Genomic DNA, 22,804 nt, shown 5'->3' with positions numbered 1-22,804 from the left:
ATGCCGGTCAACGGCGCCCGATCGGTCGCTGGAGCGCCTTGGCGGCCACGACCATGGCGGCACCGACCAGCACGACGTCCTTCAGGACGTATTGCGCGGTGAGGGTCGGGCCGGTCGTCGTGAACAGCTCGCCCGCGAAGAACACGAGCGGGGAGAAGATCCCGACGAAGGTCGCGGCGAGCACCAGCAGGCCGACACGCACGAACACGCCGGTCACGAGCGTGAGCCCGATGATCACCTCCATCGAGGCGGTGAGGATCATGGCGAGCTGCGGACCGACGAGACCGAAGCTCAGCGCCCCCCAGGTGGCCACGACGAGCTCTTCGACCGGGCTCACGCCGGGCAGGAACTTGAGCGCTCCGAAGACGAGGAAGACGAGACCGAGGGCGACGCGGAGCGTGGGGAGCCCGGCCTGGGCGAAGAAGCGCTGGAGCACGACCTGTGCGCGGTTCGCCTGGTCGAGGATCGAATCGAGACCGGCCGCCGTGGAGGTGCGGCCGCTTCCGATGGCGGTGGTGGACATGGAGGATCCCTTCGAGATCTGATGTGGACGTTCGCGCCGGATTCGGCGACGGTGATCATCACATCGGAGGTCGACTCCCGCCTCGTCAGGAGGAGCGCTGAATCCCCCTCAGCCGATGCCCTGACCGCGTTCTCGGTGCGAGCACCGAGCTGCTCATATGAGCAGAGCCTCGGGTCAGGACGGATGCGCTCCTGATCAGGGGCGGATACGGTCGACGCAAGCACGTTCGCAACGGACCTGAAGTGGGGATGCCGCATGGTCGACGTCATGCTCGAGGCGATGCCGTTCCACGGCCACGCCGTGCCGATCTCGGCGGTCGCCGCCGCCTTCACGGAGGCGGGGCACCGGGTTCGCGTCTACACGGGCTCGGCGCAGGCGCGCGTCTTCGCAGGCACGGGAGCCGAGGTGGTCGTCTGGCGGTCGGCGCCGGACTTCGACGAGCACGACCAGGCCGCGACGTTCCCGAACCTGCTGGGTCGGAAGGGCCCGGCGCAGATGCTCGTGAACGTGCGCGACCTCTTCATCGGCACGGCGGCACCGCAGGCCGAGGACCTCGCCGACGCGTGGGCCGAGCGACCGTGGGACGTGATCCTCGGCGATGAGTTGAGCCTCGGCGCGCGCTTCGCAGCCGAGCGCACGGGCACCCCGTGGGGCACGATCGCGGTCACCCCCCTCACGCTCGCGAGTCGCGACCTGCCGCCGGTCGGGCTGGGCGTGCGCCCCGGCCGCACCTGGCTCGGCCGCACCCGCGATGCAGGGCTCCGACGCGCGAGCGGCCTGCTCGTCGCCCCGCTGACGGCGGCCTACCGGCGGCAGCGCGCGCTCGCCGGGCTCCTCGATGACGGGCTCGGATTCGACCAGTCGACCTACTCCCCCGCACTCACCTGCGCGTCCGGAATCCCCGAGCTCGACTGGCCGCGATCCGACCTGCCGTCATCCGTGCACTACGTCGGAGCGCTCGCGATGCAGGGTTCGCCCGACGCCGCGATGCCGCCCTGGTGGGCCGAGGCGCTCGTCGACCCGCGGCCGCTCGTACTCGTCACCCAGGGCACGCAGAACACCGACCCGCACGACCTCGTCGAGCCCGCGTTCGCCGCACTCGGCCGCCAGGACGTGCAGATCGTCGCCGTCACCGGGCGTTCCGCCGTCGACCGGTTCCCGTTCCCGGCGCCTCCGAACGCCCGCATCGCGGGCCGCATCCCGTTCGGGCCGCTGCTCGACCGGGCGTCGGCCGTCATCACGAACGGCGGGTGGGGCGGAGTGCTCGCGACGCTCGCGCGCGGCATCCCGCTCATCGTCGCCGGCGGCGACCTCGACAAGCCCGAGATCGCGGCACGGGTGCGCGCCTCGGGCGCGGGCATCTCGCTCGGCACCGGCCGGCCGCGGGCCCGCGCCGTGCTCGACGCGTGGCGGAGCATCAGCACCGATCCCGGGTATCGCGACGCCGCCGAACGGCTGGCGCGCTCCTTCGCACAGCACGACGGCCCGCGCGAGGTGGTCGCGCGGGCCGTCGGGTTGGCGGAGTCGGGCGTCAGCCTTTGGAGTGCGAGATCGCAGCCAGCAGGCCGTTGACGAACCCTGCCGAGTCGTCGGTCGAGAGCACGGTGGCAGCCTCGACGGCCTCCGAGATCGCCACGGGATCCGGCACCTCGTCGTTGTAGAGGATCTCCCAGGCGCCGATCCGGAGCAGTGCGCGGTCGACCGCCGGCATGCGTTCGAGGGTCCAGCCGCGCGAGTGCGTCGTGATGAGCTCGTCGATCTCCTCGCGGTGGTCGACGACGCCGTCGACGATCTCACGCGCGTACAGCCAGGAAGCCTGTCGCTCGGGCTCGCCTGCGGCGCGCTCGGCCTCGGTCGCCAGCATCTGCTCGACCGGCACCTGCCGCATGTCGGCGGAGTACAGCAGGTCGAGGGCGCGCTTGCGCGCCTTCGTTCGTGCGCTCACTAGTCGTTCACTCGCCCGAGGTAGGAGCCGTCGCGCGTGTCGACCTTGACCTTGGTACCGGTCTCGAGGAAGAGCGGAACCTGGATCTCGTACCCGGTCTCGACGGTCGCGGGCTTGGTGCCGCCGGTCGAGCGGTCGCCCTGCAGGCCCGGCTCGGTGTAGGTGATCTCGAGCACCACGGAAGCCGGGAGTTCGACGTAGAGCGGGTTGCCGTTGTTCAGGGCGATGGTCACGGCCTGGTTCTCGAGCATGAAGTTCTTGGCGTCGCCGACGACCGTGCCGGGCACGGTGATCTGGTCGTAGTCGCTCGTGTCCATGAACACGAACCCGTCGCCGTCGGCGTAGAGGTACGTGAAGTCGCGGCGGTCGACGTTCTCGACCTCGATCTTCGCCCCGGCGTTGTAGGTGCGGTCGACGACCTTGCCCGACACGACGTTCTTCAGCTTGGTGCGCACGAAGGCACCGCCCTTGCCCGGCTTGACGTGCTGGAACTCGATGACGCTCCAGAGCTGCCCGTCGATCGAGAGGACGACGCCGTTCTTGATGTCAGCGGTGCTTGCCATGCGAAATACGATCCATTCAGTTGCGAAGAAGCTCGGCCGGAATCGGCCTGAGAAAGTTTCAGTCGATCGAGTTTAGTCGGTCGGCTCCGAGGGCGCCAATGCGCCGGAAGATCGCGGCCGGGCGCACGCGGTCAGCCGTCGGCCTGTCCGGTGATGACGTCGACGAGCCGGACGACCGCCGTCTCGTACCCCGGAACGCCCTCGCCGACCACGTGCACGACCGCGACATCCGCCACATAGGAGTGATGACGGAACGCCTCGCGCTTCGACACGTCCGAGATGTGCACCTCGGCGACCGGCAACGCCACCCCCGAGAGCGCGTCGCGCAGCACGACGGAGGTGTGCGTGAGCCCACCCGGGTTGATCACGATGCCTGCGCAGTCGAGCCGCGCCTCGTGGATCGCGTCGATCAGCACGCCCTCGTGGTTGCTCTGCACGGCGCGAACCTCGAAACCGTGCGCGGCCGCGGCATCCGTCACGATGCGCTCGACGTCGGCGAGCGTCTGCGACCCGTAGATCTCGGGCTCGCGCGTGCCGAGCAGGTTGAGGTTCGGCCCGTTGACGAGCAGCAGCCGGCGCTCGCTCACGAGCCGATCTCCTGGTAGGCCGCGAACAGCAACGACTGGTCGGGCGCCTGCATGACCGTGGGCTTGGCGAGGTCGTCGAGCACGATGAAGCGCAGCTGGCCGCCGCGGGACTTCTTGTCGCGCTGCATGGTCGCGAGCAGCGTCGGCCACCGGCCCGCCGGGTAGCTGGTGGGCAGTCCGAGCAGCTCGAGGATGCTGCGGTGCCGGTCGGCGACCTCGTCGGAGAGCCGGCCCGACAGGCGCCCGAGCTCGGCCGCGAACGCCATGCCCACCGAGATCGCGGCACCGTGCCGCCACTGGTAGCGCTCGGCGTGCTCGACCGCGTGGCCGAGCGTGTGGCCGTAGTTCAGGATCTCGCGGAGGCCCTGCTCGGTCAGGTCCTCCGAGACGACGTCGGCCTTCATCTGGATCGCGAGCTCGACGACTCGGCGGAATTGCGGCGTCGTGGGGTCGGTCGCGGCCACGGGGTCGGCCTCGATCGTGTCGAGGATCTCGGGGTACCGGATGAAGCCGGCCTTCACGATCTCGGCGAAGCCCGCGAGGATCTCGTTGCGGGGCAGCGTGTCGAGCAGGTCGAGGTCGCAGAGCACCGCGGCGGGCGGATGGAACGCCCCGACGAGGTTCTTGCCCTCGTTCGTGTTGATGCCCGTCTTGCCGCCGACGGCGGCGTCGACCATGCCGAGCACGGTCGTCGGCACCTGCACGACCCGCACTCCGCGAAGCCAGGTCGCCGCGACGAACCCCGCGAGGTCGGTCACGGCTCCCCCGCCGAGGCCCACGACCGCGTCGGTGCGGGTGAAGTCGGCCTGGCCGAGCACCTGCCAGCAGAACGCCGCGACCTCGATGCGCTTGCCCGCCTCGGCGTCGGGGATCTCGGCGAGGAGCACCTCGAACCGGTCGGCGAGCGACTCCCGGAGCGCCGCAGCGCGGGCGCCGAGCGTCGAAGGGTGCACAACGAGCACCTTCCTGACCGCCGGGCCGAGTGCATCGCCGAGCCCGGCGAGCACGCCGTTGCCGATCACGACGTCGTAGCCGTCGGCTCCCCCGACGCGGATGCTCGTGCTGGATTCGGCTGCGGTCATCGTGTTCCTCCGAAACGCTCGGTGATCTGTTCGACGATACGGCCGACCGAGCGTCGGGACGTGTCGATCTCGAGGTCGGCCAGCGCTGCGTAGACGGGCTCGCGCTCGGCCTGGATCGCCTTCCACCGCTCGAGTCCGCCGCTGGCGAGCAGGGGGCGGTTGCCGCCGACCAGACGCGGCGCGACCGCCTCGGCCGAGACCGTCAGCCACACGACGGCCACATCGCCGAGGTCGGCGCGCGTGTCGAGGTCGAGCACCGCACCGCCGCCGAGCGAGACGACCGCACGCTCCGCGAGCGCCTCGGCGACGACCTCGCGTTCGATGCGCCGGAACGCGATCTCGCCGTCGCGCTCGAAGATCTCCTCGATCGGTCCGTGGCGCTCCTCGATGCGCGCGTCCGTGTCGACGAAGGGCACGCCGGCGGATGCCGCGAGGCGGGCGCCCACACGCGACTTCCCGGCTCCCATGGGGCCGATGAGCACGAGCGGCAGTTCGAGCTTCGGCGCGACGTCGTCAGACACGACTGGTGGCTGCGGCATCCGCCGAGACGACCTCGGTGCGGAGCGCGTCGGGGATCGCCGCCAGGTACGACTCGAGGTTGCGGCGGGTCTCGCCGACGGAGTCGCCGCCGAACTTCTCGAGCACGGCGTTCGCGAGCGTCAGCGCGACCATCGCCTCGGCGACGACGCCGGCCGCGGGGACCGCGCAGACATCCGACCGCTGGTGATGGGCCGCTGCGGCCTCGCCCGTGGCGACGTCGACCGTCGGCAGGGCGTGCGGGATCGTCGCGATCGGCTTCATGCCGGCGCGGACGCGCAGCACCGTGCCGGTCGACATGCCGCCCTCGGTGCCGCCCGCTCGGTCGCTCGAACGCACGATGCGCCCGTCCGACAGGTGCAGCTCGTCGTGGGCGGCTGAGCCACGACGACGCGTGGTCTCGAAGCCGTCGCCGACCTCGACGCCCTTGATCGCCTGGATGCCCATGAGGGCGGCCGCGAGCTGCGAGTCGAGACGCCGGTCCCAGTGCACGTGGGAGCCGAGCCCCGGCGGAACGCCGTAGGCGAGCACCTCGACGACGCCGCCGAGCGTGTCGCCGTCCTTATGGGCCGAATCGACCTCGGCCACCATGAGCGCGGAGGTCTCTGCGTCGAAGCAGCGCAGCGGGTCGGCGTCGAGCGCGTCGACGTCGGCCGGAAGCGGCAGCGGCCGCCCCTCGGGCACGCGCACCGGGCCGATGGCGATCGTGTGCGCGACGAGTTCGATGCCGAGCTCGGAGAGGAAGCTGCGCGCGATGGCGCCGAGCGCGACACGCGCAGCGGTCTCACGGGCGCTCGCTCGCTCGAGCACGGGGCGCGCCTCGTCGAAGTCGTACTTCTGCATGCCGACGAGGTCGGCGTGGCCGGGACGGGGGCGCGTGAGTGCGGCACCTCGGCCACGGCCGAGGCGTGCAGGGTCGATGGGCTCGGGGCTCATGACCTCCTGCCACTTCGGCCATTCGGTGTTGCCGACGCGCACGGCGATGGGGCTGCCGAGGCTGAGCCCGTGCCGGACACCGCCCGAGATGGCCAGTTCGTCCTGCTCGAACTTCATGCGCGCTCCACGGCCGTAGCCGAGTTTGCGGCGCGCGAGATCGGCGCGGAGGTCGTCGAGTGAAACGGGGATACCGGCGGGAAGACCCTCGAGGATCGCGACCAACTCGGGGCCGTGCGATTCTCCGGCAGTGAGCCAACGGAGCATGGGTTCTATCCTTCCACAGCCGCGTCAGAGGGTTTCGCGCATGACGGCGAGCACGTCGCGCTCGTCGGCCAGCGGAACCGTCGGGTCGCCGCCGACGAAGACCCGCACCTGCAGCAGCGCCTGGTGCAGCAGCATCCCGCTCCCGTCGATGACGCGGCCGCCTGCGGCGAGCCACTGCGCGGCGAGCGGGGTCGGCCACGGCGCGTAGGCGACATCGAGCAGCAGCGCGGTGCCGACGAGGGCTTCGGATGCCGCGACGCCGGCGTCCGTGCCGCCGGGCAGCGTGCTGACGACCACGTCGATCGCTTCTTCGCCCTGGACGCCGAGCCCCTCGATGTGCTCGGGTGTGACGCGCACGCCCGCGGAGCGGCCGAGTTCGACCAGCGCTGCCCCGGCCTCGGGGCGGCGCAGCAGCAGCCGAACGTGCGCGACGCCGAGCTCGGCCAGCGCCACCAGGGCGGATGCCGCGGTCGCTCCCCCGCCGACGACGATCGCGGTGCGCGCCTGCACGACGCCGGCCTCGCCGAGCGAGCGGACGATGCCGCCGACATCGGTGTTGAAGCCGAGTCGATGTCCACCGTCGAAGAGCACGGTGTTCGCCGCCCCCGTGAGGCGGGCGATCGCGTCGAGTTCGTCGAGCACGGGCAGCACGTCGTACTTCAGCGGCATGGTGAGCGAGAGTCCCCGCCACGCGGCGTCGCGACTCAGCACGAACTCGCCGACGCCCGCGCCGTCCATCTCGATGCGTTCGTAGGCCCAGTCGAGCCCGAGTCGACGGTAGGCCGCGAGGTGCAGCCCCGGACTCTTCGAGTGCGCGATCGGCTTGCCGAGCACGGCGAGTCGCGCCGTGGGCTCACTCACAGTAGGCCGCATTCTCCTCGCTGGCCGCGCACCACTCCTGGAGCTGCGCGACCGCCGCTTCGTGCTCCTCGACGGTGGTCGAGAAGACGGTCTCCCCGGTCGCGAGGTTCACCGGCACGAAGAAGAGCCAGGTGCCCTCTGCAGGGTGGAGCGCGGCATCGATCGCGACGCTGCCCGGATTTCCGATCGGCCCGACCGGGAGCCCGGGATTCGCGTACGTGTTGTAGAGGTTGCTCGCGTCGGCTCGTTCCTCGTCGGTCGTCCACACGGTGTGCATGTTGCCCGTGCCGTAGGCGACGGTCGCATCAGACTGGAGGTTGATGCCCTGATCGAGGCGGTTCTGGAAGACGCGGGCGATCTTCGGGAAGTCGTCGAGGTTCGAGCCGGCCTCGCGCTGCACGATCGAGGCGAGGACGATGGTCTTCCACCGATCGGCCGGCGCGACGCCTGCCGCGTCCAGTGTCGCCATCTGGCTGTCGACCATCGTCTGGAGCACGCCGCGGGCGTCGACACCCGGGTCGAGGGTGTAGGTGAGCGGGGCCAGGAATCCCTCGAGGGTGGTGGCCTCGGCCGGAAGTCCGTAGGACTGCGGCGACTCCGCTGCCGCCGCCTGCAGTTCCTCGAGGGGCACGCCGGTGCCTTCGGATGCCGAGACGAGCACATCGGGCAGGGCCGTGCCCTCGGGAACCACGTACGTGTTCTCGAGCTTGTTGGCCGGGTCGACCAGCGCATCGAGCGCTGCTTGCGAGCTCATCCGGGAGGCGAGCTGGTAGGCCCCCGGATGGAACTCGGGCTCGGGCGACTGCTCGAGGAGCAGGTCGTAGAACGCGTCGTACGATGCCACGACGTCCTGCGCGGCGAGGTTCTCCGCGATGGTCGACCCGGTGTCGCCCTCGTGGATCATGAACACGACCTCACCCGTGCCGGCCCCGTCGTAGTCCTCGGCGGGCGTGAAGTAGGCGACGACCGACGCGATCGGTCCCTGCAGGAAGAACGCGGCGCCCGCGACGAGTGCGGCGACGACGAGCAGGCCGATGAGGCACCCCCATGGTCCCCTGCGCTTCTTCTTCGGCTCGTGGTACTCGTCGAACGCGTTGGCACGCCGATCGGTTCGGGAGGCGGCGAACGGATCGACGGGCTGCGCGGGCTCTGCCGGCTTCGCGCCGGACGCCTCCTGGTCGGCGGCGTGCCGGTCGGCGGGCAGCGCCTGCTGCGGCCCGGTCGACGCCCGCACGGCGAGGCTCGCGGTGATGGGGTCGACCGTCGCGTGCTCGTCGTGGCCGGTGCGGGCCATGGCAGCGTCAGCGGCCGCCTGCTCGCGTGCGCGGAGCTCGCGACGAGTCAGCGGCCGATCCGGGTCGCCGACCGGTGCCGCAGGCGCGGGACCGGCGGCGGTGCCGGGGTCGGGAGCCGCACTCGGCGCAGCCTGCGTCGCAGGTCGCGCTGGAGGCGCCGTCGCCTCGCCGTTGAGCACCGCGTGCCAATCACCGGCAGCGCGTTGCGGAGTGGAGTGGGGTTCTCGGCGCTCTGGGGGGAGCTGAGTCACAGGGTGGAGGGCCCTTCGTCGGTGTCGAGTGCGCGTCCGGGCGGATTGCCCGACGCACGCTCGCTGTCGAGTGCATGTTGCAAAATGATAACGGCCGCAACCTGATCCACCACCGGACGTTGCGTGCGAGTCGACCGTCCGGACGCCCGCAGCGCCTGCTGCGCGCTCACCGTCGACAGGCGCTCGTCGACGAGCCGCACCGTCGCGCCGGTGTCGGCGAGGCGCTGCGCAAACGCGACCGCGTCATCGGTCGAGGGTGTCGCAGCACCCGACATCGACAGCGGATGTCCGACGACGAGCTCGAACGCACCGTACTCTTCGGCGAGGTCGAGCACCCGGCGGATGTCGGCATCGCCGGTGGCGGCGCGGGGCACCGTCTCGATCGGCACCGCGAGCATTCCGGCGCCGTCGCTGCGGGCGACGCCGATGCGGGCTCGACCGACGTCGATGCCGAGCCTCGCACCGGAACGCATCGCGCTCAGCTCGCGAACGTGCGACGGACCGCGTCGAGCGCGGCGGGGATCGCCGAGAGGTCGCTGCCACCGCCCTGCGCGAGGTCGGGCTTTCCGCCGCCGCCACCGCCGAGCACCCCGGCCATGGTCTTCGCGAGCGCGCCCGCGTTCGCACCGGACTCACGGGCGGCCGGCGAGGTCGCGACGATCGCGACGGGCCTGCCGCCGACATCGGCGGTCAGGGCGACGACGGAGGCCGCATCGCCGAGCTTGCCGCGGACCGCGGTCGCGAGCGAACGCAGCTCGTCGCCGGACCCCAGCGAGCCGACGGTCTCGGCCACGAGCAGGACGTCTCCGGTGCGCACCGCGTTCGCGGCGAGGGCCGGAACGCGATCAGTGAGCGCCTTCGCCTCGAACTGCGCGATGCGCTTCTCGGCCGTCTTCAGATTCGCGACGAGGTCGCCGATGCGCTCGACGAGCTGGTCGGGGCGCGTCTTCAGGTTGGTGCTCAGCTCGGAGACGAGCGCACGTTCAGCCGCGAACCGACGGAACGCGTCGAGGCCGACGAGCGACTCGACGCGTCGGTTCGACGCGCCGACCGAGGACTCGCCGATGATGTTGATCATGCCGATCTCAGCGCTGGAGCGCACGTGCGTGCCGGCGCAGAGCTCGCGCGACCAGGGGCCGCCGATGTCGACGACGCGGACGACGTCGCCGTACTTCTCGCCGAAGAGGGCCATCGCGCCGAGCGCCTTGGCCTCGTCGAGCGGCAGCTCGCGCGTGACGACCTCGAGGTTGTCGCGGACCGCGTTGTTCGAGATCTCCTCGATCTCGGAGCGGGTCTCGGCCGAGAGGGCCTGGTTCCAGCCGTAGTCGAGGCGCAGATACCCGGCCTTGTTGTACGAACCGGACTGGTGCGCGTTCGGGCCGAGCACCTCGCGGAGGGCCGCATGCACGAGGTGCGTGCCCGAGTGCGCCTGTGTCGCGCCGCGGCGGTACTGCTCGTCGACGACGGTGGTCGCCGACACGCCGACGCCGACCTCGCCCGAGAGCACCTTCACCGTGTGGCTGATGAGCCCCTTGACCGGCTTCTGCACGTCGAGCACCTCGAGTTCGAACCCGTCGCCCACGATGCGACCCTGGTCGGGCGCCTGCCCGCCGGACTCGGCGTAGAGCGAGGTCTCCGCGAGGATCACCTCGGCGGTCTGCCCGGCCACGGCTGCTGCCGCCGGCTGGCCGTCGACCAGGATGCCCAGCACGCTGGATTCGGTCAACAGGTCGGTGTAGCCCGTGAAGACCGTCTCGCCCTTGGCCCGGAAGTCCGCGTAGACCGAGAGGTCGGCGAGCACCTTCTTCTTCGACTTCGCGTCGGCCTTGGCGCGGGTGCGCTGCGCGGTCATGAGCTCGTCGAACGCGACACGATCGACCGTGATGCCGGCCTCGTCGGCCATCTCGAGGGTCAGCTCGATCGGGAACCCGTAGGTGTCGTGCAGGAGGAACGCCGTGTTGCCCGCGAGCTCGGCCTTGCCCGCCGCCTTCGTCTCGCCCACCGCACCGTCGAGGATCGACGTCCCGGCCTCGAGCGTGCGGAGGAAGATCGCCTCCTCGCCGAGCGCGAGCTGCTCGATGTGCGCGTAGTCGCGCTCCACCTCGGGGTAGGCGGCCTTCATCGCATCGCGCGAGGCCGCGAAGAGCTCGCGGAAGGTGGGGCCCTCGACGCCGAGCAGGCGCATCGCACGGATGCTCCGGCGCAGCAGGCGGCGGAGGATGTAGCCGCGGCCCTCGTTCGACGGCGCGACGCCGTCGCTCATGAGCATGAGCGCAGAGCGCACGTGGTCGGCGATGACGCGCATGCGCACGTCGTCGTCGTGGTTCTCGCCGTACGCGCGGCCCGACAGTTCGGCCGCGCGGTCGAGCACCGGGCGGACCTGGTCGATCTCGTACATGTTCTCGACGCCCTGCTTGATGAAGGCGACTCGCTCGAGGCCCATGCCGGTGTCGATGTTCTTCTTCGGCAGCTCGCGCACGATGCGGAAGTCGGTCTTCGACTTCACGTCGTCGATGAGGTACTGCATGAACACCAGGTTCCAGATCTCGACGTACCGGTCGTCGTCGGTGGCGGGGCCGCCGTCGATGCCGTATGCGGGGCCGCGGTCGAAGAAGATCTCCGAGCAGGGGCCCGCCGGGCCGGGCTGGCCGGTGTGCCAGTAGTTCGTGTCCTTGCCGAGGCGCTGGATGCGCTCGTCGGGCAGGCCCGCGACCTTCTTCCAGAGCTCGATGGCCTCGTCGTCGTCTTCGTAGACCGTGACCCAGAGGTCTTCGGGGGCGAAGCCGTAGCCGCCGTCGGCCTCGGAGGACGTGAGCAGCTCCCACGCCATCGAGATGGCGCCTTCCTTGAAGTAGTCGCCGAACGAGAAGTTGCCGTTCATCTGGAAGAACGTGCCGTGACGAGGAGTCTTGCCGACCTCCTCGATGTCGTTCGTGCGGATGCACTTCTGCACGCTCGTCGCGCGCGGGTACGGCGCGGGCACGATGCCGGTGAGGTAGGGCACGAACGGCACCATTCCGGCGACCGTGAAGAGCAGCGTCGGGTCGTCGGAGACGAGCGAGGCGGACGGCACCACCGTGTGGCCGCGGCGTGCGAAGAAGTCCAGCCAGCGCTGGCGGATGTCTGCGGTCTGCATGATTCCGTTCTGGGTTCTGCTGCCGGAGTCGCCCCCGGATGGGATGGAGGGAGGTCGGCGTCTCAGTCGACGAGGTCGTCGACGGCCGACTTGAGCTCGGCCTCGCGCTCGTGGTAGCCGTCGGCCACGGCGCGCCCGAAGGCCTTGGCCTTGGCGTCGACCGATGAGAAGAACTCTCGACCCTGCGAGGTCTTGTTCACCTGGTGCGCGACGACGAAGCCGGCGACGATTCCGGCGCCGAACCACAGAATGCTCTTCACGAAGTGCTCCCTCGGGGTGTTGTCGTACCGGCGGGTCACGCGGGCGCATCGCGCCACGGCGGATCGCCGCGTCTTCCCGATCAGTCTAGTGGCGGTGCCGGATGCGGCGGGCCGCCGCGGAGACGACGCAGGGGCCGCGGAGAGAACTCCGCGACCCCTGTCTCGACGAACGCTGGATCAGCGAGCGGCGTAGTACTCGACGACGAGCTGCACTTCGCAGGTCACGGGGACCTCGGCGCGCTTCGGACGGCGAACGAGCTTCGCCTGGAGCTTGTCGAGCTCGACCTCGAGGTAGCCCGGGGTCTTGGGGAGCACGTCGACGTGACCGCCGGCAGCGGCGACCTGGAACGGCTCGGTGCCCTCGGAGCGCGACTTGACGTGGATGAGCTGACCCGGCTTCACGCGGAAGGAGGGGCGGTCCACGAGCTGGCCGTCGACGAGGATGTGGCGGTGCACGACGAACTGGCGGGCCTGCGTGATGGTGCGGGCGAAGCCGGCGCGCAGCACGAGGGCGTCCAGACGCATCTCGAGCAGCTCGACCAGGTTCTCACCGGTCTGGCCGGAGGTGCGCTTGGCCTCGACGTAGGCGATCTTCAGCTGCTTCTCGCGGATGCCGTACTGGGCGCGCAGACGCTGCTTCTCGCGCAGACGGACGGCGTAGTCGCTGTCCTGCTTGCGCTTGGTGCGACCGTGCTCGCCGGGAGCATAGGGGCGCTTCTCCATGTAACGCGCGGCCTTCGGGGTCAGGGCGACACCGAGGGCGCGGGAGAGGCGGGTCTTGCTACGTGACTGGTTCGACACGAATGTCCTTTCGGAAGAATCTCAAGTGAAATCACGGCGCGAACGTGCGCCGGAAACTGTGTCAGAGGGATTCGCCAAGGGTGGATCGGCTACAGATCGCACCCGTTCGCCGGTGACTCCCTCGCAGCCGCGCTCGGGAATCAGGCTTCAGGCCAGCGACAATCGTACCACGACGGATGCCGCGGCCCGACGACCGCTCACGACCGGCCCGTGTCTCCGCCGCGCACGATGCGGCGCAGCTTCGCGAGGCGGGCGGACACCTCGCGTTCGTTGCCGTGCTCGGTCGGCTCGTAGTACACCGCGCCGCGGAGCGGCTCGGGCAGGTACTCCTGGCGGACCACGCCGATCGCATCGTCGTGCGGGTACAGGTAGCCCTTTCCGTGTCCGAGGCGCTTGGCGCCCGGGTAGTGCGCGTCGCGCAGGTGCTTGGGCACGCGACCGGCCTTGCCCGCCCGGACGTCGGCGATGGCCTTGTCGATGCCGAGGTAGGCCGCGTTCGACTTCGGCGCCGTGGCGAGGTGCACGACCGCCTGCGCCAACGGGATGCGCCCCTCGGGCATGCCGATGAACTGCACCGCGTCTGCGGCGGCGACGGCGACGCCGAGCGCGCTCGGATCTGCGAGCCCGATGTCCTCGGAGGCCAGCACGATGATGCGTCGTGCGATGAACCTGGCGTCTTCGCCGGCCTCGATCATCCGCGCGAGGTAGTGCAGTGCCGCGTCGACGTCGCTCCCCCGCACCGACTTGATGAAGGCGCTGATGACGTCGTAGTGCTCGTCGCCGTTGCGGTCGTACCGCAGGAGCGCACGATCGACGGCGCGCGCCACGAGCTCGGCGGTGATGACCGCGCGAGGCCGCGCCGCGGCATCCGCCGGCGTCTTCCCTTCGGCATCGGACCCGGCATCGGACCCGGAGTCGGACTCGGCGGCGGGCGGCTCGGATCCGCCCGCCTCGTCGTCGTCGTTCGCCTGCGCGACGGAATCGGCGCCGGAGGCCAGTTCGGCGGCGACCCCGGCCGCCGCCACGGAAGCCGCCTCGAGCGCCGTGAGCGCGCGCCGGGCGTCGCCGGACGCCAGGCGCACGATCGCCGCCCGCGCGTCGGGTTCGAGGTCGACCGCACCGGCGAGCCCGCGCGCATCGGAGACCGCCCGATCGACGAGCATGCCGAGGTCGTCGTCGGAGAGCAGTTCGAGCGTGAGCAGCAGCGAGCGCGACAGCAGCGGCGAGATGACCGAGAACGACGGGTTCTCGGTGGTCGCGGCCACGAGGATGACCCAGCCGTTCTCGACTCCGGGCAGCAGCGCGTCTTGCTGGGCCTTCGTGAAGCGGTGGATCTCGTCGAGGAAGAGCACCGTCGAGAGGCCGTAGAGGTCACGGCTCGCGCGCGCCTCGTCCATGACCTGGCGGACGTCGCGCACGCCGGCGGTGACGGCGGACAGCTCGACGAACTTGCGACCCGACGACCGGGCGATCGCCTGGGCGAGCGTCGTCTTGCCCGTGCCGGGCGGGCCCCAGAGGATCACCGAGACCGAACCCGACTCACCCGTGCGATCGCCCGCGAGGGCGACCAACGGGGATCCGGGTGACAACAGGTGACGCTGCCCCGCCACCTCGTCGAGGCTCGCGGGCCGCATGCGCACGGCCAGGGGCGTCGCGCCGGAGCGCAGGCCCTGCGCGGAGTTCACCATGCGTTCCAGCGTAGCCGCGGCATCCGACACCGACCGGCGCGCCTCGGAGCCGACGTGAGGCGCGGAGCGGGCGATTGGTGCCGGAACCCGCGCTTGCGTAGAGTCTGCTCGCAGGAGTCCCCCAGAAGGAGCATGCGTGGCATCCAACGACCGTCAGGCGCGCGAGGAACGAGCGCGACTTCGCACCTACCAGGCACGACAGCAGGTACACGAGGGCAAGCTGCGACGACGCACGCGCGACAACGTGATCGCCGCCGTCTCGCTCGTCGTCGTGCTCGTGCTCGCGACCGCCGCGCAGCTGCTCTACTTCAGCGGCGGCCCCGGCTCCTCCGAGCCGGTCGCGAGCCCCGAGGCGACGACCGCCCCGCCGACCGATGCCGCCGGCCAGAACACGGGCGACGTCCCTTCGCCCGACATCGCCGAGGGCCGCACGTGGACGGGCACGCTCACGCTCAACGACATCCCGCTCGGCATCGAGCTCGACGGTGCGGCGGCGCCGCAGGCGGTCTCCAGCGAGATCAGCCTGATCCAGTCGGGCTTCTACGCCGGAGTCGGATGCCACCGTCTCACGACGGAGGGCATCTTCGTACTCCAGTGCGGCGACCCGAACGGCGACGGCTCAGGCGGCCCCGACTACAGCTACGGCCCGGTCGAGAACGACCCCGAAGACGGCGTGTACCCCGCGGGCACGATCGCCATGGCCCGCCAGAGCGGCAACGGCTACAGCCAGGGCAGCCAGTTCTTCATCGTCTACGCCGACACGACGCTGCCGGCCGAAGACGGCGTCGGCGGCTACACCGTGATCGGCAAGGTCACGAGCGGACTCGATCAGCTCAAGGCCGGCGTGATCGACGCCGGGGTCGTCGACGGCGGCACCGACGGCGCGCCCGTCGTGCCGGTCACGATGACGTCCGTGACCGTCCAGTAACAGCACGACGCCCTCGCACCCTTCCGGCGGTGCAATAGGGTTGAACCGACAATGCCGCCGAAGGGCGGCTTCCGAGCACGACAGGGTGAGGCCGTGACCGATTCAGCACAGCAGCCGTGGGGCCGCGTCGACGAGACGGGCACCGTCTTCGTCCGCACGAACGACGGTGAGCGCGAAGTCGGGCAGTACCCCGACGCGACCCCGGAAGAGGCACTGGCCTACTTCGAGCGAAAGTACGCCGACCTGGCCGGGCAGGTGACCCTGCTCGAGCAGCGGGTCCGGCGCGGCGCGCCCGCGGCGGATGTCGCCAAGGCCGTCAACTCGCTCAAGGAATCCGTCGCAGCGGCGCACGCCGTCGGCGACCTCGACGCACTGTCGACGCGCCTCGAGGCGCTTTCGGGCACCACGAAGGAACTCACCGAGCAGCAGCAGGCCGAGGCCAAGGCCGCGCTCGCCGACGCGCTCGCCGAGCGCACGCGCATCGTCGAGCAGGCCGAGGTCCTCGCGGCACAGGACCCGGCGAAGACCCAGTGGAAGCAGACGACCGCCGAACTCGACGGGCTCTTCGCCGCGTGGCAGCGCCACCAGCAGGACGGACCGCGTCTGCCCAAGAACGACGCCAACGATCTCTGGAAGCGGTTCCGCGCCGCGCGCTCGACCATCGAGACGCATCGCAAGGCCTTCTTCGCAGATCTCGATGCGGCGCACCGCGATGTCCGCACGCGCAAGCAGCGCCTCATCGAGCGCGCCGAGGCGCTCGCCCCGCGCGGTGCCGACGGAATCGGCGACTACCGGCTGCTGCTCGACGAGTGGAAGCAGGCCGGCAGGGCGGGCAAGAAGCTCGACGACGCGCTCTGGGCGAAGTTCAAGGCTGCGGGCGACGTGCTGTTCGGCGCCAAGGCCGAGATCGATGCACGCGACGACGAGGAGTATCGGGCGAACCTCACGGCCAAGCTCGCGCTGCTCGACGAGGCCGACAAGATCCTGGGCGAGAAGGAGCCGAAGCCGGCTCGCGCCGCGCTCAACAAGGTGCAGCGCGAGTGGGACGAGATCGGCCGTGTCCCGCGCGACCAGGTCCGCACGGTCGAAGACCGGCTGCGCAAGGTCGAGAACCACGTCCGCTCGCTCGAAGACGAGCGCTGGGAGCGCGAGGACCCCGAGAAGAAGGCCCGCTCCGAGGGCATGCTCGGTCAGTTGCACGACGCGATCGCCAAGCTCGAGTCCGAGCTCGCTGCAGCCGAGGCTGCCGGCGACGCGCGGGCCATCGCCGAAGCTCGCGAGGCGCTCGAGGCTCGTCGCGCCTGGCTCAAGGCCGTCGGCGGCTGATCGCCGCACCGACATCTCCGAGAACGCCCCCTGGTTCGCATCCGAGCCAGGGGGCGTTCTCATTCGTCGGCCCTACGGATCCGCGAATTCTCCACATTCGAGTGCCCGCCCGACAGCGACCGCACGGCGGCCGCCAAGATGATCTGCATGGCCAGACTTCCCTCGGTGCTCGGCACCGACGACTTCTCGATCGCAGAACTGTGCGCCGCGCGCATCGACGGCGACCTCTTCGCCGTCGCCGAGGCCTGGGCGCCGATCGACGAACCCGATGTCGCGGCGTTCCGCGCGCTCGCGGTCGCGCACAGCGCACCGCGCGACCTCATCGTCGAGCGGATGTCGGCCGCCTGGGTCCACGGCGCCTGCATGGCTCCCCCGCGTCGTGCGCAGTTCTGCGTGCCGACCGATGCACGCATCTCGGCGATCTCCGATCCCGGCATCGTCGTCCGGGAGGTGCGGATCGACGAGGCCGAGGTCGTGCTGCTCGGTCCGGTGCGATGCACCTCGCTCGTGCGCACGACGTTCGACCTGCTGCGCGACGCCACGCTCGAGGATCTCGCGTCGATCGACGTCGTCGCAATGCTCCTCGCCGAGCATCGCGGTCTCGAGGCAGCGGCCAGGCTGCGACTCGATGCCGCGGCCCGAGTGCCGTTCAAGGCGCGTGCCTCGGCCAGGCTCGACCGCGCGTCCGACGCCTGCCGTCGAGGTGTGCCGGGCCTCAGCCGTCGCTGACGCGGTATACGTCGTAGACCGCGTCGATGCGCCGCACCGCGTTCAGCACCCGATCGAGGTGGGTGGTATCGCCCATCTCGAAGACGAACCGACTGAGTGCGAGGCGGTCGGTCGACGTGGAGACGTTCGCGGAGAGGATGTTCACGTGGTGCTCAGAGAGCACCCGCGTGACGTCGGAGAGCAGGCCGGCGCGGTCGAGCGCCTCGATCTGGATCTGCACCAGGAACACGCTCTTCGAACTCGGCGCCCACTCGACATCGATCATGCGTTCGGGTTCGCGCATCAACGACTGCACGTTGTGACATGTCGACTGATGCACCGAGACTCCGGAGCCGCGCGTGATGAAGCCGACGATCTCGTCGCCGGGCACCGGCGTGCAGCATCGAGCCAGCTTGACGAGGATGTCGGGCGCCCCCCGCACGAGCACGCCGGAGTCGGAGTGACGCTGCGGCGTTCGCGAGCGGGTCGGGATGGGCAGCTCGGGCTCGTCGCCCTCCTGCACGTCGCGCACGAGCGCGACCACCTTCTCGAGCACCGACTGCGTGGAGACATGGCCTTCGCCGACGGCCGCGTACAGTGCCGAGACGTCCTCGTAGCGCAGCTGCGCCGCGACCTCGGCGAACGAGTCCTGGCTCATCAACTTCTGCAGTGGCAGGTTCTGCTTGCGCATCGCCCGCGCGATCGCATCGCGCCCCTGCTCGATGGCCTCGTCGCGGCGTTCCTTGGTGAACCACTGACGGATCTTGTTGCGCGCACGGGGGCTCTTGACGAACCCGAGCCAGTCCTGACTCGGGCCCGAATCGGGGTTCTTCGAGGTGAAGACCTCGACCACGTCGCCGCTGGCGAGCGTGCTCTCGAGCGGCACGAGACGGCCGTTCACCTTGGCGCCCATCGTGCGATGACCGACCTCGGTGTGCACCGCGTAGGCGAAGTCCACTGGTGTCGCCCCTGCCGGAAGGCCGATGACGCGACCCTTCGGCGTGAAGACGTAGACCTCCTTCGCCCCGATCTCGTATCGGAGCGAATCGAGGAACTCACCGGGATCCGCGGTCTCGGCCTGCCAGTCGGAGATGTGGGCGAGCCACGCCATGTCGGTCTCGTCGGCGCTCGTGCTCGCGGAGTCGGCGCGGCCCGTGGCCATGCGCTCCTTGTACTTCCAGTGCGCGGCGACACCGTACTCGGCACGCTGGTGCATGTCGTGGGTGCGGATCTGGATCTCGACCGCACGGCCCTTCGGACCGATGACCGTCGTGTGCAGCGACTGGTAGAGGTTGAACTTCGGCGTCGCGATGTAGTCCTTGAACCGGCCGGGCACGGGAGTCCACCGGGCGTGGATCGAGCCGAGCACCGCGTAGCAGTCGCGCACCGAATTGACGAGGACCCGGATGCCGACGAGATCGTAGATCTCGTCGAAGTCACGACCTCGCACGATCATCTTCTGGTAGATCGAGTAGTACTGCTTGGGCCGCCCGGCGACCTTGCCGCGGATGCGCGCGCTCTTGAGGTCGTCGTTGACCAGGTCGATGACCTGCTGCACGAACTCCTCGCGTTGAGGCGTCCGCTGCTTGACGAGGCTCTCGATCTCGGCGTAGAGCTTCGGGTAGAGCACCGCGAACGAGAGGTCCTCGAGCTCCCACTTGATCGTCTGGATGCCGAGACGGTGCGCGAGCGGGGCGTAGATCTCGAGCGTCTCGGTCGCCTTGCGCGTCGCGGATGCGGCCGGCACGAAGCCCCAGGTGCGCGCGTTGTGCAGGCGGTCGGCGAGCTTGATGATCAGCACGCGGATGTCCTTGGACATCGCGACGATCATCTTGCGGACGGTCTCGGCCTGCGTCGAGTCTCCGTACTTGACCTTGTCGAGCTTCGTGACCCCGTCGACGAGCATCGCGATCTCGTCGCCGAAGTCGGCGCGCACCTGGTCGAGCGTGTACGCCGTGTCTTCGACGGTGTCGTGCAGCAGTGCCGCTGCGACGGTCTTCGAGCCGATGCCGAGGTCGGCGAGGATCTGCGCGACCGCGACCGGGTGCGTGATATAGGGCTCGCCGCTCTTGCGCTTCTGGCCCTCGTGCGCGCGTTCCGCGACCGTGTACGCACGCTCGACGAGCGCGAGATCGGCCTTCGGGTGGTGCATGCGGACCGTGCGGAGCAGGGTGTCGACTGCGCCGGATGGCGTGGCCTTCGAGAAGATGCGCGGCACGAGCCGGCGCAGCGAAGCCGTCGAGTTGACCCCAGTCTCAGTCATGCGCACACCTCCGGAACTCAATTATCGTCGCTCCGGAGGCATGCACATGCCGATCTCGCCGAGGGCGGACATCACGCGTGCGCGGGCTCCGCATCGGTACCGGCGGTTTCGCCTGCCCGCTCGCGATCCTTCAGCACCTTCTGGTCGTGGCGACGGATCACCGGCTCGCCCTCTCGCAGCTGCGAGTAGAGCGGAGCGGCGAGGAACACGGTCGACCAGGTGCCGACGAGGATGCCGATCAGCAGCGCGAGCGAGATGTCGCGGAGCGTGTCCGCCCCGAGGGCCCCTGCGCCGATGAAGAGGATCGACGCGACCGGCAGAGCGGCGACGACGCTCGTGTTGATCGAGCGGACGAGGGTCTGGTTGACCGCCAGGTTGACGGACTCCGCGAACGTGCGCCGCGACTCGTGTCCGTCTTCGGCCGTGTTCTCCCGGATCTTGTCGAACACCACGACCGTGTCGTACAGCGAGTAACTGAGGATCGTCAGGATGCCGATGGTCGCGGCAGGGCTGATCTCGAAGCCGACCGCGGCGTAGAGCCCGACGGTCACCACGAGGTCGGCGATGAGCGCCAGGATCGCGGCGAGCGACATCTTCCAGGTACGGAAGTAGATCGCCATGATGATGCCCGCGAGCAGCAGGAACGCCCCGAGGCCGACGAGCGCCTGCCTCGTGACATCCGCGCCCCAGCTCGGACCGATGAACGACGACGTGACCTCGGACGGAGGCACGTCGTAGGCCTCGGCCAGTGCCGCGCTCACCGCGAGCGAGTCGCTCTGCTCGAGCTGGTCGGTCTGCACGCGGATGCCGTCCTGGCCGACGACCTGGACGGTCGTGGTGGCCTCGGGCACCACCGATGCCACCGCGTCCTGCGCGATGGCGGGATCGGGGTTGGCCACATCGGCGATCTGGAACTGCGATCCGCCACGGAACTCGATGCTGAAGTGCACGCCCCGGATCACCGGGATCGCGATCGTGAGCACGATCAGCACGGCGGCGATGATGTACCACTTCTTGCGGCCGCCGACGAAGTTGAACGAGCGCTTGCCCGTGTAGAGGTCGTTACCGAATGTGGTCAGACGGCTCGCCATCAGGACTCCTTGCCTTCACTCGAACCTGCGCCGACGGTCGCGTCGGCCTTGCGCTCCGCGATGGTCTGACGACGCTGTGCTTCCTTCGAACTCGACGCCACCTTGCCGGCGGGTACCGCGACCGGCTTGCGGAACTCCGCACGGCCACGGTAGACGGCACCGAGTGCGGTCGGGTCGAGGCCGGACCACGGGTTGCCGCTCGAGAAGAACTTCGTCTGCGCGAGCAACTGCAGCATCGGGTGGGTGAACAGGATCACCACGACCACGTCGATGATGGTCGTGAGACCGAGCGTGTAGGCGAAGCCCTTGACGCTGCCGACCGCGAGGACGAAGAGCACGACCGCCGCGAGCAGGTTGACGCCCTTCGACGCCAGCACGGTGCGGAAGGCGCGCTTCCATCCGGCCTCGACGGCGCCCACGAGCGGGCGGCCGTCGCGGAGTTCGTCGCGGACACGTTCGAAGTAGACGATGAACGAGTCGGCGGTGAAACCGATCGCCACGATCAGACCCGCGATGCCGGCGAGCGAGAGGCGATAGCCCTCGCGCCACGACAGGATCGTGATCATCAGGTAGGTGATCACGCCCGCGATCACGAGCGACGCGATCGTCACCGAGCCGAGCGCCCGGTATTGGAACAGGGTGTAGATCACGACGAGGATGAGGCCGATGAGGCCCGCGAGCAAGCCCGCCTGGAGCTGTGAGGTTCCGAGGGTGGGCGAGATCGTCTCGGACGACTGCACGCTGAAGCTCAGCGGCAGTGCACCGAACTTGAGCTGGTCGGCGAGGGCCTTCGAGGACTCCTGCGTGAAGTTGCCGGTGATCTGCGGACGGCCGTCGGTGATCGCGCCGTTCATCGACGGGGCGGTGAGCACCGCGCCGTCGAGCACGAACGCGAACTGGTCGCGCGGGGTCTGGCCCGAGAGACCGTACAGGCGCGTGCTGACGGACGCGAAGTCCTTCGTGCCCTGGTCGTCGAACTGGATGTTGACGGCCCACTGGCCCGTGCTCGCACCGGTCTGGGTCTGCACCTGGCCGTTGGTGGCGTCGACGATGTTCTCGCCGCTCGCCTCGACCGGTCCGAGCAGGTACTTGACCGTGCGCGACTGGTCGCACGTGACGAGCGGCTCGTCGGCCGGCGCCACGTTCGTCTCGGCGTCGTCGAGCGTCGAGCAGTCGAACGTGTCGAACTCCTCCTGCAGAGCGGGAGTCACCCACGACGGGTCGCTGCCGTCGGTCGGCTCGGCCGTCGGCGTCGACGAGAGCTCTTCGGCGGGCTCGGTCGCGGCGGGGTCGTCGGTCGGGCTGATCGCCTGGTTCGTCGCGGCATCGGAGAGCAGCACCGCACGAAGCTCGAGCTTGGCCGACGACTCGATGCGCGCACGCGTCTGGTCGTCGAGCTCGCCGGGGATGCGGACGACGACGTTCGACCCCTCGGTGTTGATCTCGGGTTCGGCGACACCGGAGGCGTCGACGCGCTGGCGGATGATCGAGACCGCCTGGTCGAGCTGCTCCTGGGTGGCCGTCTGCCCGCTCTCGAGCTGCGGCTCGAGGATGATCTGGGTGCCGCCCTCGAGGTCGAGCGCGAGCTTGGGCGTCCAGGAACCACCGCCCCAGATGACGCCCGCGGCGTTGATGGCGAAGAGGCCGACGATGATGACGCCCAGCCAGGTGAGGGATCGCCAGGCCTTGCGAACGGACGCCGGACGCGACGACCGCTTGGAGGGTGCAGCCACAGGTTCTGCTTTCTTTGCAGGAGCCC

The 22,804-nt window shown here is 69.9% G+C and carries 21 protein-coding genes; 4 read left to right on the top strand and 17 right to left on the bottom strand.

The annotated features are described in order from the left end of the window. Positions 1–7: 7 nt before the first annotated feature. Positions 8–523: a DoxX family protein gene (locus BM342_RS10540; RefSeq protein WP_092965488.1), complete on the bottom strand. Its 516-nt coding sequence runs from the start codon at positions 521–523 to the stop codon at positions 8–10. A gap of 255 nt (positions 524–778) precedes the next feature. Here BM342_RS10540 and BM342_RS10535 point away from each other — a divergent pair, with 255 nt between their 5' ends. Beyond that, positions 779–2,095, top strand: a complete 1,317-nt coding sequence (locus BM342_RS10535) for a glycosyltransferase (RefSeq protein WP_092965486.1) — start codon at positions 779–781, stop codon at positions 2,093–2,095. Here BM342_RS10535 and nusB read toward each other — a convergent pair. From nusB to BM342_RS10470, 13 genes are all read right to left on the bottom strand, one after another. Continuing rightward, positions 2,055–2,468 carry a transcription antitermination factor NusB gene (nusB, locus tag BM342_RS10530; RefSeq protein ID WP_092965484.1) on the bottom strand — a complete coding sequence of 138 codons (414 nt, stop codon included), beginning with the start codon at positions 2,466–2,468 and terminating at the stop codon, positions 2,055–2,057. The genes BM342_RS10535 and nusB overlap by 41 nt on opposite strands. Then, on the bottom strand, positions 2,468–3,031 hold the full coding sequence (efp, locus tag BM342_RS10525) for an elongation factor P (protein WP_092965483.1): 564 nt from the start codon (positions 3,029–3,031) through the stop codon (positions 2,468–2,470). The genes nusB and efp overlap by 1 nt, the downstream gene beginning before the upstream one ends. 131 nt (positions 3,032–3,162) lie before the next feature. Further along, positions 3,163–3,618: a type II 3-dehydroquinate dehydratase gene (gene aroQ, locus BM342_RS10520; protein WP_092965481.1), complete on the bottom strand. Its 456-nt coding sequence runs from the start codon at positions 3,616–3,618 to the stop codon at positions 3,163–3,165. Then, positions 3,615–4,700 (bottom strand): 3-dehydroquinate synthase, encoded by a 1,086-nt coding sequence (aroB, locus tag BM342_RS10515; protein WP_092965479.1) that lies wholly within the window; start codon positions 4,698–4,700, stop codon positions 3,615–3,617. Before aroB ends, aroQ begins: the two co-directional genes overlap by 4 nt. After that, complete coding sequence (locus tag BM342_RS10510) at positions 4,697–5,221, bottom strand: shikimate kinase (protein ID WP_255368665.1); 525 nt, start codon at positions 5,219–5,221, stop codon at positions 4,697–4,699. The genes aroB and BM342_RS10510 overlap by 4 nt, the downstream gene beginning before the upstream one ends. Further along, positions 5,214–6,437: a chorismate synthase gene (aroC, locus tag BM342_RS10505; RefSeq protein WP_092965477.1), complete on the bottom strand. Its 1,224-nt coding sequence runs from the start codon at positions 6,435–6,437 to the stop codon at positions 5,214–5,216. The genes BM342_RS10510 and aroC overlap by 8 nt, the downstream gene beginning before the upstream one ends. 24 nt (positions 6,438–6,461) lie before the next feature. Further along, on the bottom strand, positions 6,462–7,298 hold the full coding sequence (locus tag BM342_RS10500; RefSeq protein ID WP_255368664.1) for a shikimate dehydrogenase: 837 nt from the start codon (positions 7,296–7,298) through the stop codon (positions 6,462–6,464). Next, entirely contained in the window at positions 7,291–8,592 is a 1,302-nt protein-coding gene (mltG, locus tag BM342_RS10495) for an endolytic transglycosylase MltG (RefSeq protein ID WP_143109838.1), read from the bottom strand. Before mltG ends, BM342_RS10500 begins: the two co-directional genes overlap by 8 nt. A gap of 248 nt (positions 8,593–8,840) precedes the next feature. Continuing rightward, positions 8,841–9,317 carry a Holliday junction resolvase RuvX gene (gene ruvX / locus BM342_RS10490; protein WP_092965473.1) on the bottom strand — a complete coding sequence of 159 codons (477 nt, stop codon included), beginning with the start codon at positions 9,315–9,317 and terminating at the stop codon, positions 8,841–8,843. Between the two features lie 5 nt (positions 9,318–9,322). Further along, entirely contained in the window at positions 9,323–11,980 is a 2,658-nt protein-coding gene (gene alaS, locus BM342_RS10485) for an alanine--tRNA ligase (protein ID WP_092965471.1), read from the bottom strand. Positions 11,981–12,042: 62 nt separating this feature from the next. After that, a complete protein-coding gene (locus tag BM342_RS10480) occupies positions 12,043–12,240 on the bottom strand; it encodes a hypothetical protein (protein WP_092966793.1) in 198 nt (65 codons plus the stop codon). A gap of 177 nt (positions 12,241–12,417) precedes the next feature. Continuing rightward, the gene (rpsD, locus tag BM342_RS10475; protein ID WP_092965468.1) at positions 12,418–13,041 is read right to left on the bottom strand and encodes a 30S ribosomal protein S4; all 624 of its coding nucleotides are present in this window, start codon (positions 13,039–13,041) and stop codon (positions 12,418–12,420) included. Between the two features lie 197 nt (positions 13,042–13,238). Continuing rightward, on the bottom strand, positions 13,239–14,729 hold the full coding sequence (locus BM342_RS10470) for a replication-associated recombination protein A (protein WP_092965466.1): 1,491 nt from the start codon (positions 14,727–14,729) through the stop codon (positions 13,239–13,241). Between the two features lie 136 nt (positions 14,730–14,865). Between BM342_RS10470 and BM342_RS10465 the strand changes: the two genes are divergently transcribed. The 3 genes from BM342_RS10465 to BM342_RS10455 all read left to right on the top strand — a co-directional run bounded on the left by BM342_RS10465 (position 14,866) and on the right by BM342_RS10455 (position 17,712). Next, on the top strand, positions 14,866–15,657 hold the full coding sequence (locus BM342_RS10465; protein ID WP_092965464.1) for a peptidylprolyl isomerase: 792 nt from the start codon (positions 14,866–14,868) through the stop codon (positions 15,655–15,657). A 93-nt stretch (positions 15,658–15,750) separates the two neighbouring features. Continuing rightward, entirely contained in the window at positions 15,751–16,983 is a 1,233-nt protein-coding gene (locus BM342_RS10460) for a DUF349 domain-containing protein (RefSeq protein WP_255368663.1), read from the top strand. Positions 16,984–17,130: 147 nt separating this feature from the next. Next, positions 17,131–17,712 carry a hypothetical protein gene (locus BM342_RS10455; protein WP_143109837.1) on the top strand — a complete coding sequence of 194 codons (582 nt, stop codon included), beginning with the start codon at positions 17,131–17,133 and terminating at the stop codon, positions 17,710–17,712. Here BM342_RS10455 and BM342_RS10450 read toward each other — a convergent pair. From BM342_RS10450 to secD, 3 genes are all read right to left on the bottom strand, one after another. Further along, positions 17,699–19,954 (bottom strand): RelA/SpoT family protein, encoded by a 2,256-nt coding sequence (locus tag BM342_RS10450; RefSeq protein ID WP_092965458.1) that lies wholly within the window; start codon positions 19,952–19,954, stop codon positions 17,699–17,701. The two genes, BM342_RS10455 and BM342_RS10450, sit on opposite strands and share 14 nt — an antisense overlap. A gap of 71 nt (positions 19,955–20,025) precedes the next feature. Then, positions 20,026–21,045, bottom strand: a complete 1,020-nt coding sequence (secF, locus tag BM342_RS10445) for a protein translocase subunit SecF (RefSeq protein ID WP_092965456.1) — start codon at positions 21,043–21,045, stop codon at positions 20,026–20,028. Beyond that, positions 21,045–22,778, bottom strand: coding sequence for a protein translocase subunit SecD (gene secD / locus BM342_RS10440; protein ID WP_255368662.1), 1,734 nt, complete (start codon positions 22,776–22,778; stop codon positions 21,045–21,047). The genes secF and secD overlap by 1 nt, the downstream gene beginning before the upstream one ends. Positions 22,779–22,804 lie beyond the last annotated feature (26 nt).

Origin of the sequence: Agromyces sp. CF514 (genome assembly GCF_900113185.1) — a bacterium.
Taxonomy (GTDB): domain Bacteria; phylum Actinomycetota; class Actinomycetes; order Actinomycetales; family Microbacteriaceae; genus Agromyces.
Note: the sequence above shows the minus strand (reverse complement) of the source record. Positions and strands in the feature narration are given on the sequence as shown.

What these genes read in the sequence shown, in the direction of transcription:
- BM342_RS10450 (WP_092965458.1), bottom strand. Translation starts at nt 19,954, where the DNA reads ATGACTGAGACTGGGGTCAACTCGACGGCTTCGCTGCGCCGGCTCGTG.
- mltG (WP_143109838.1), bottom strand. Translation starts at nt 8,592, where the DNA reads ATGGCCCGCACCGGCCACGACGAGCACGCGACGGTCGACCCCATCACC.
- BM342_RS10470 (WP_092965466.1), bottom strand. Translation starts at nt 14,729, where the DNA reads ATGGTGAACTCCGCGCAGGGCCTGCGCTCCGGCGCGACGCCCCTGGCC.
- efp (WP_092965483.1), bottom strand. Translation starts at nt 3,031, where the DNA reads ATGGCAAGCACCGCTGACATCAAGAACGGCGTCGTCCTCTCGATCGAC.
- BM342_RS10535 (WP_092965486.1), top strand. Translation starts at nt 779, where the DNA reads ATGGTCGACGTCATGCTCGAGGCGATGCCGTTCCACGGCCACGCCGTG.
- alaS (WP_092965471.1), bottom strand. Translation starts at nt 11,980, where the DNA reads ATGCAGACCGCAGACATCCGCCAGCGCTGGCTGGACTTCTTCGCACGC.
- aroB (WP_092965479.1), bottom strand. Translation starts at nt 4,700, where the DNA reads ATGACCGCAGCCGAATCCAGCACGAGCATCCGCGTCGGGGGAGCCGAC.
- ruvX (WP_092965473.1), bottom strand. Translation starts at nt 9,317, where the DNA reads ATGCGTTCCGGTGCGAGGCTCGGCATCGACGTCGGTCGAGCCCGCATC.
- BM342_RS10455 (WP_143109837.1), top strand. Translation starts at nt 17,131, where the DNA reads ATGGCCAGACTTCCCTCGGTGCTCGGCACCGACGACTTCTCGATCGCA.
- aroC (WP_092965477.1), bottom strand. Translation starts at nt 6,437, where the DNA reads ATGCTCCGTTGGCTCACTGCCGGAGAATCGCACGGCCCCGAGTTGGTC.
- BM342_RS10540 (WP_092965488.1), bottom strand. Translation starts at nt 523, where the DNA reads ATGTCCACCACCGCCATCGGAAGCGGCCGCACCTCCACGGCGGCCGGT.
- secF (WP_092965456.1), bottom strand. Translation starts at nt 21,045, where the DNA reads ATGGCGAGCCGTCTGACCACATTCGGTAACGACCTCTACACGGGCAAG.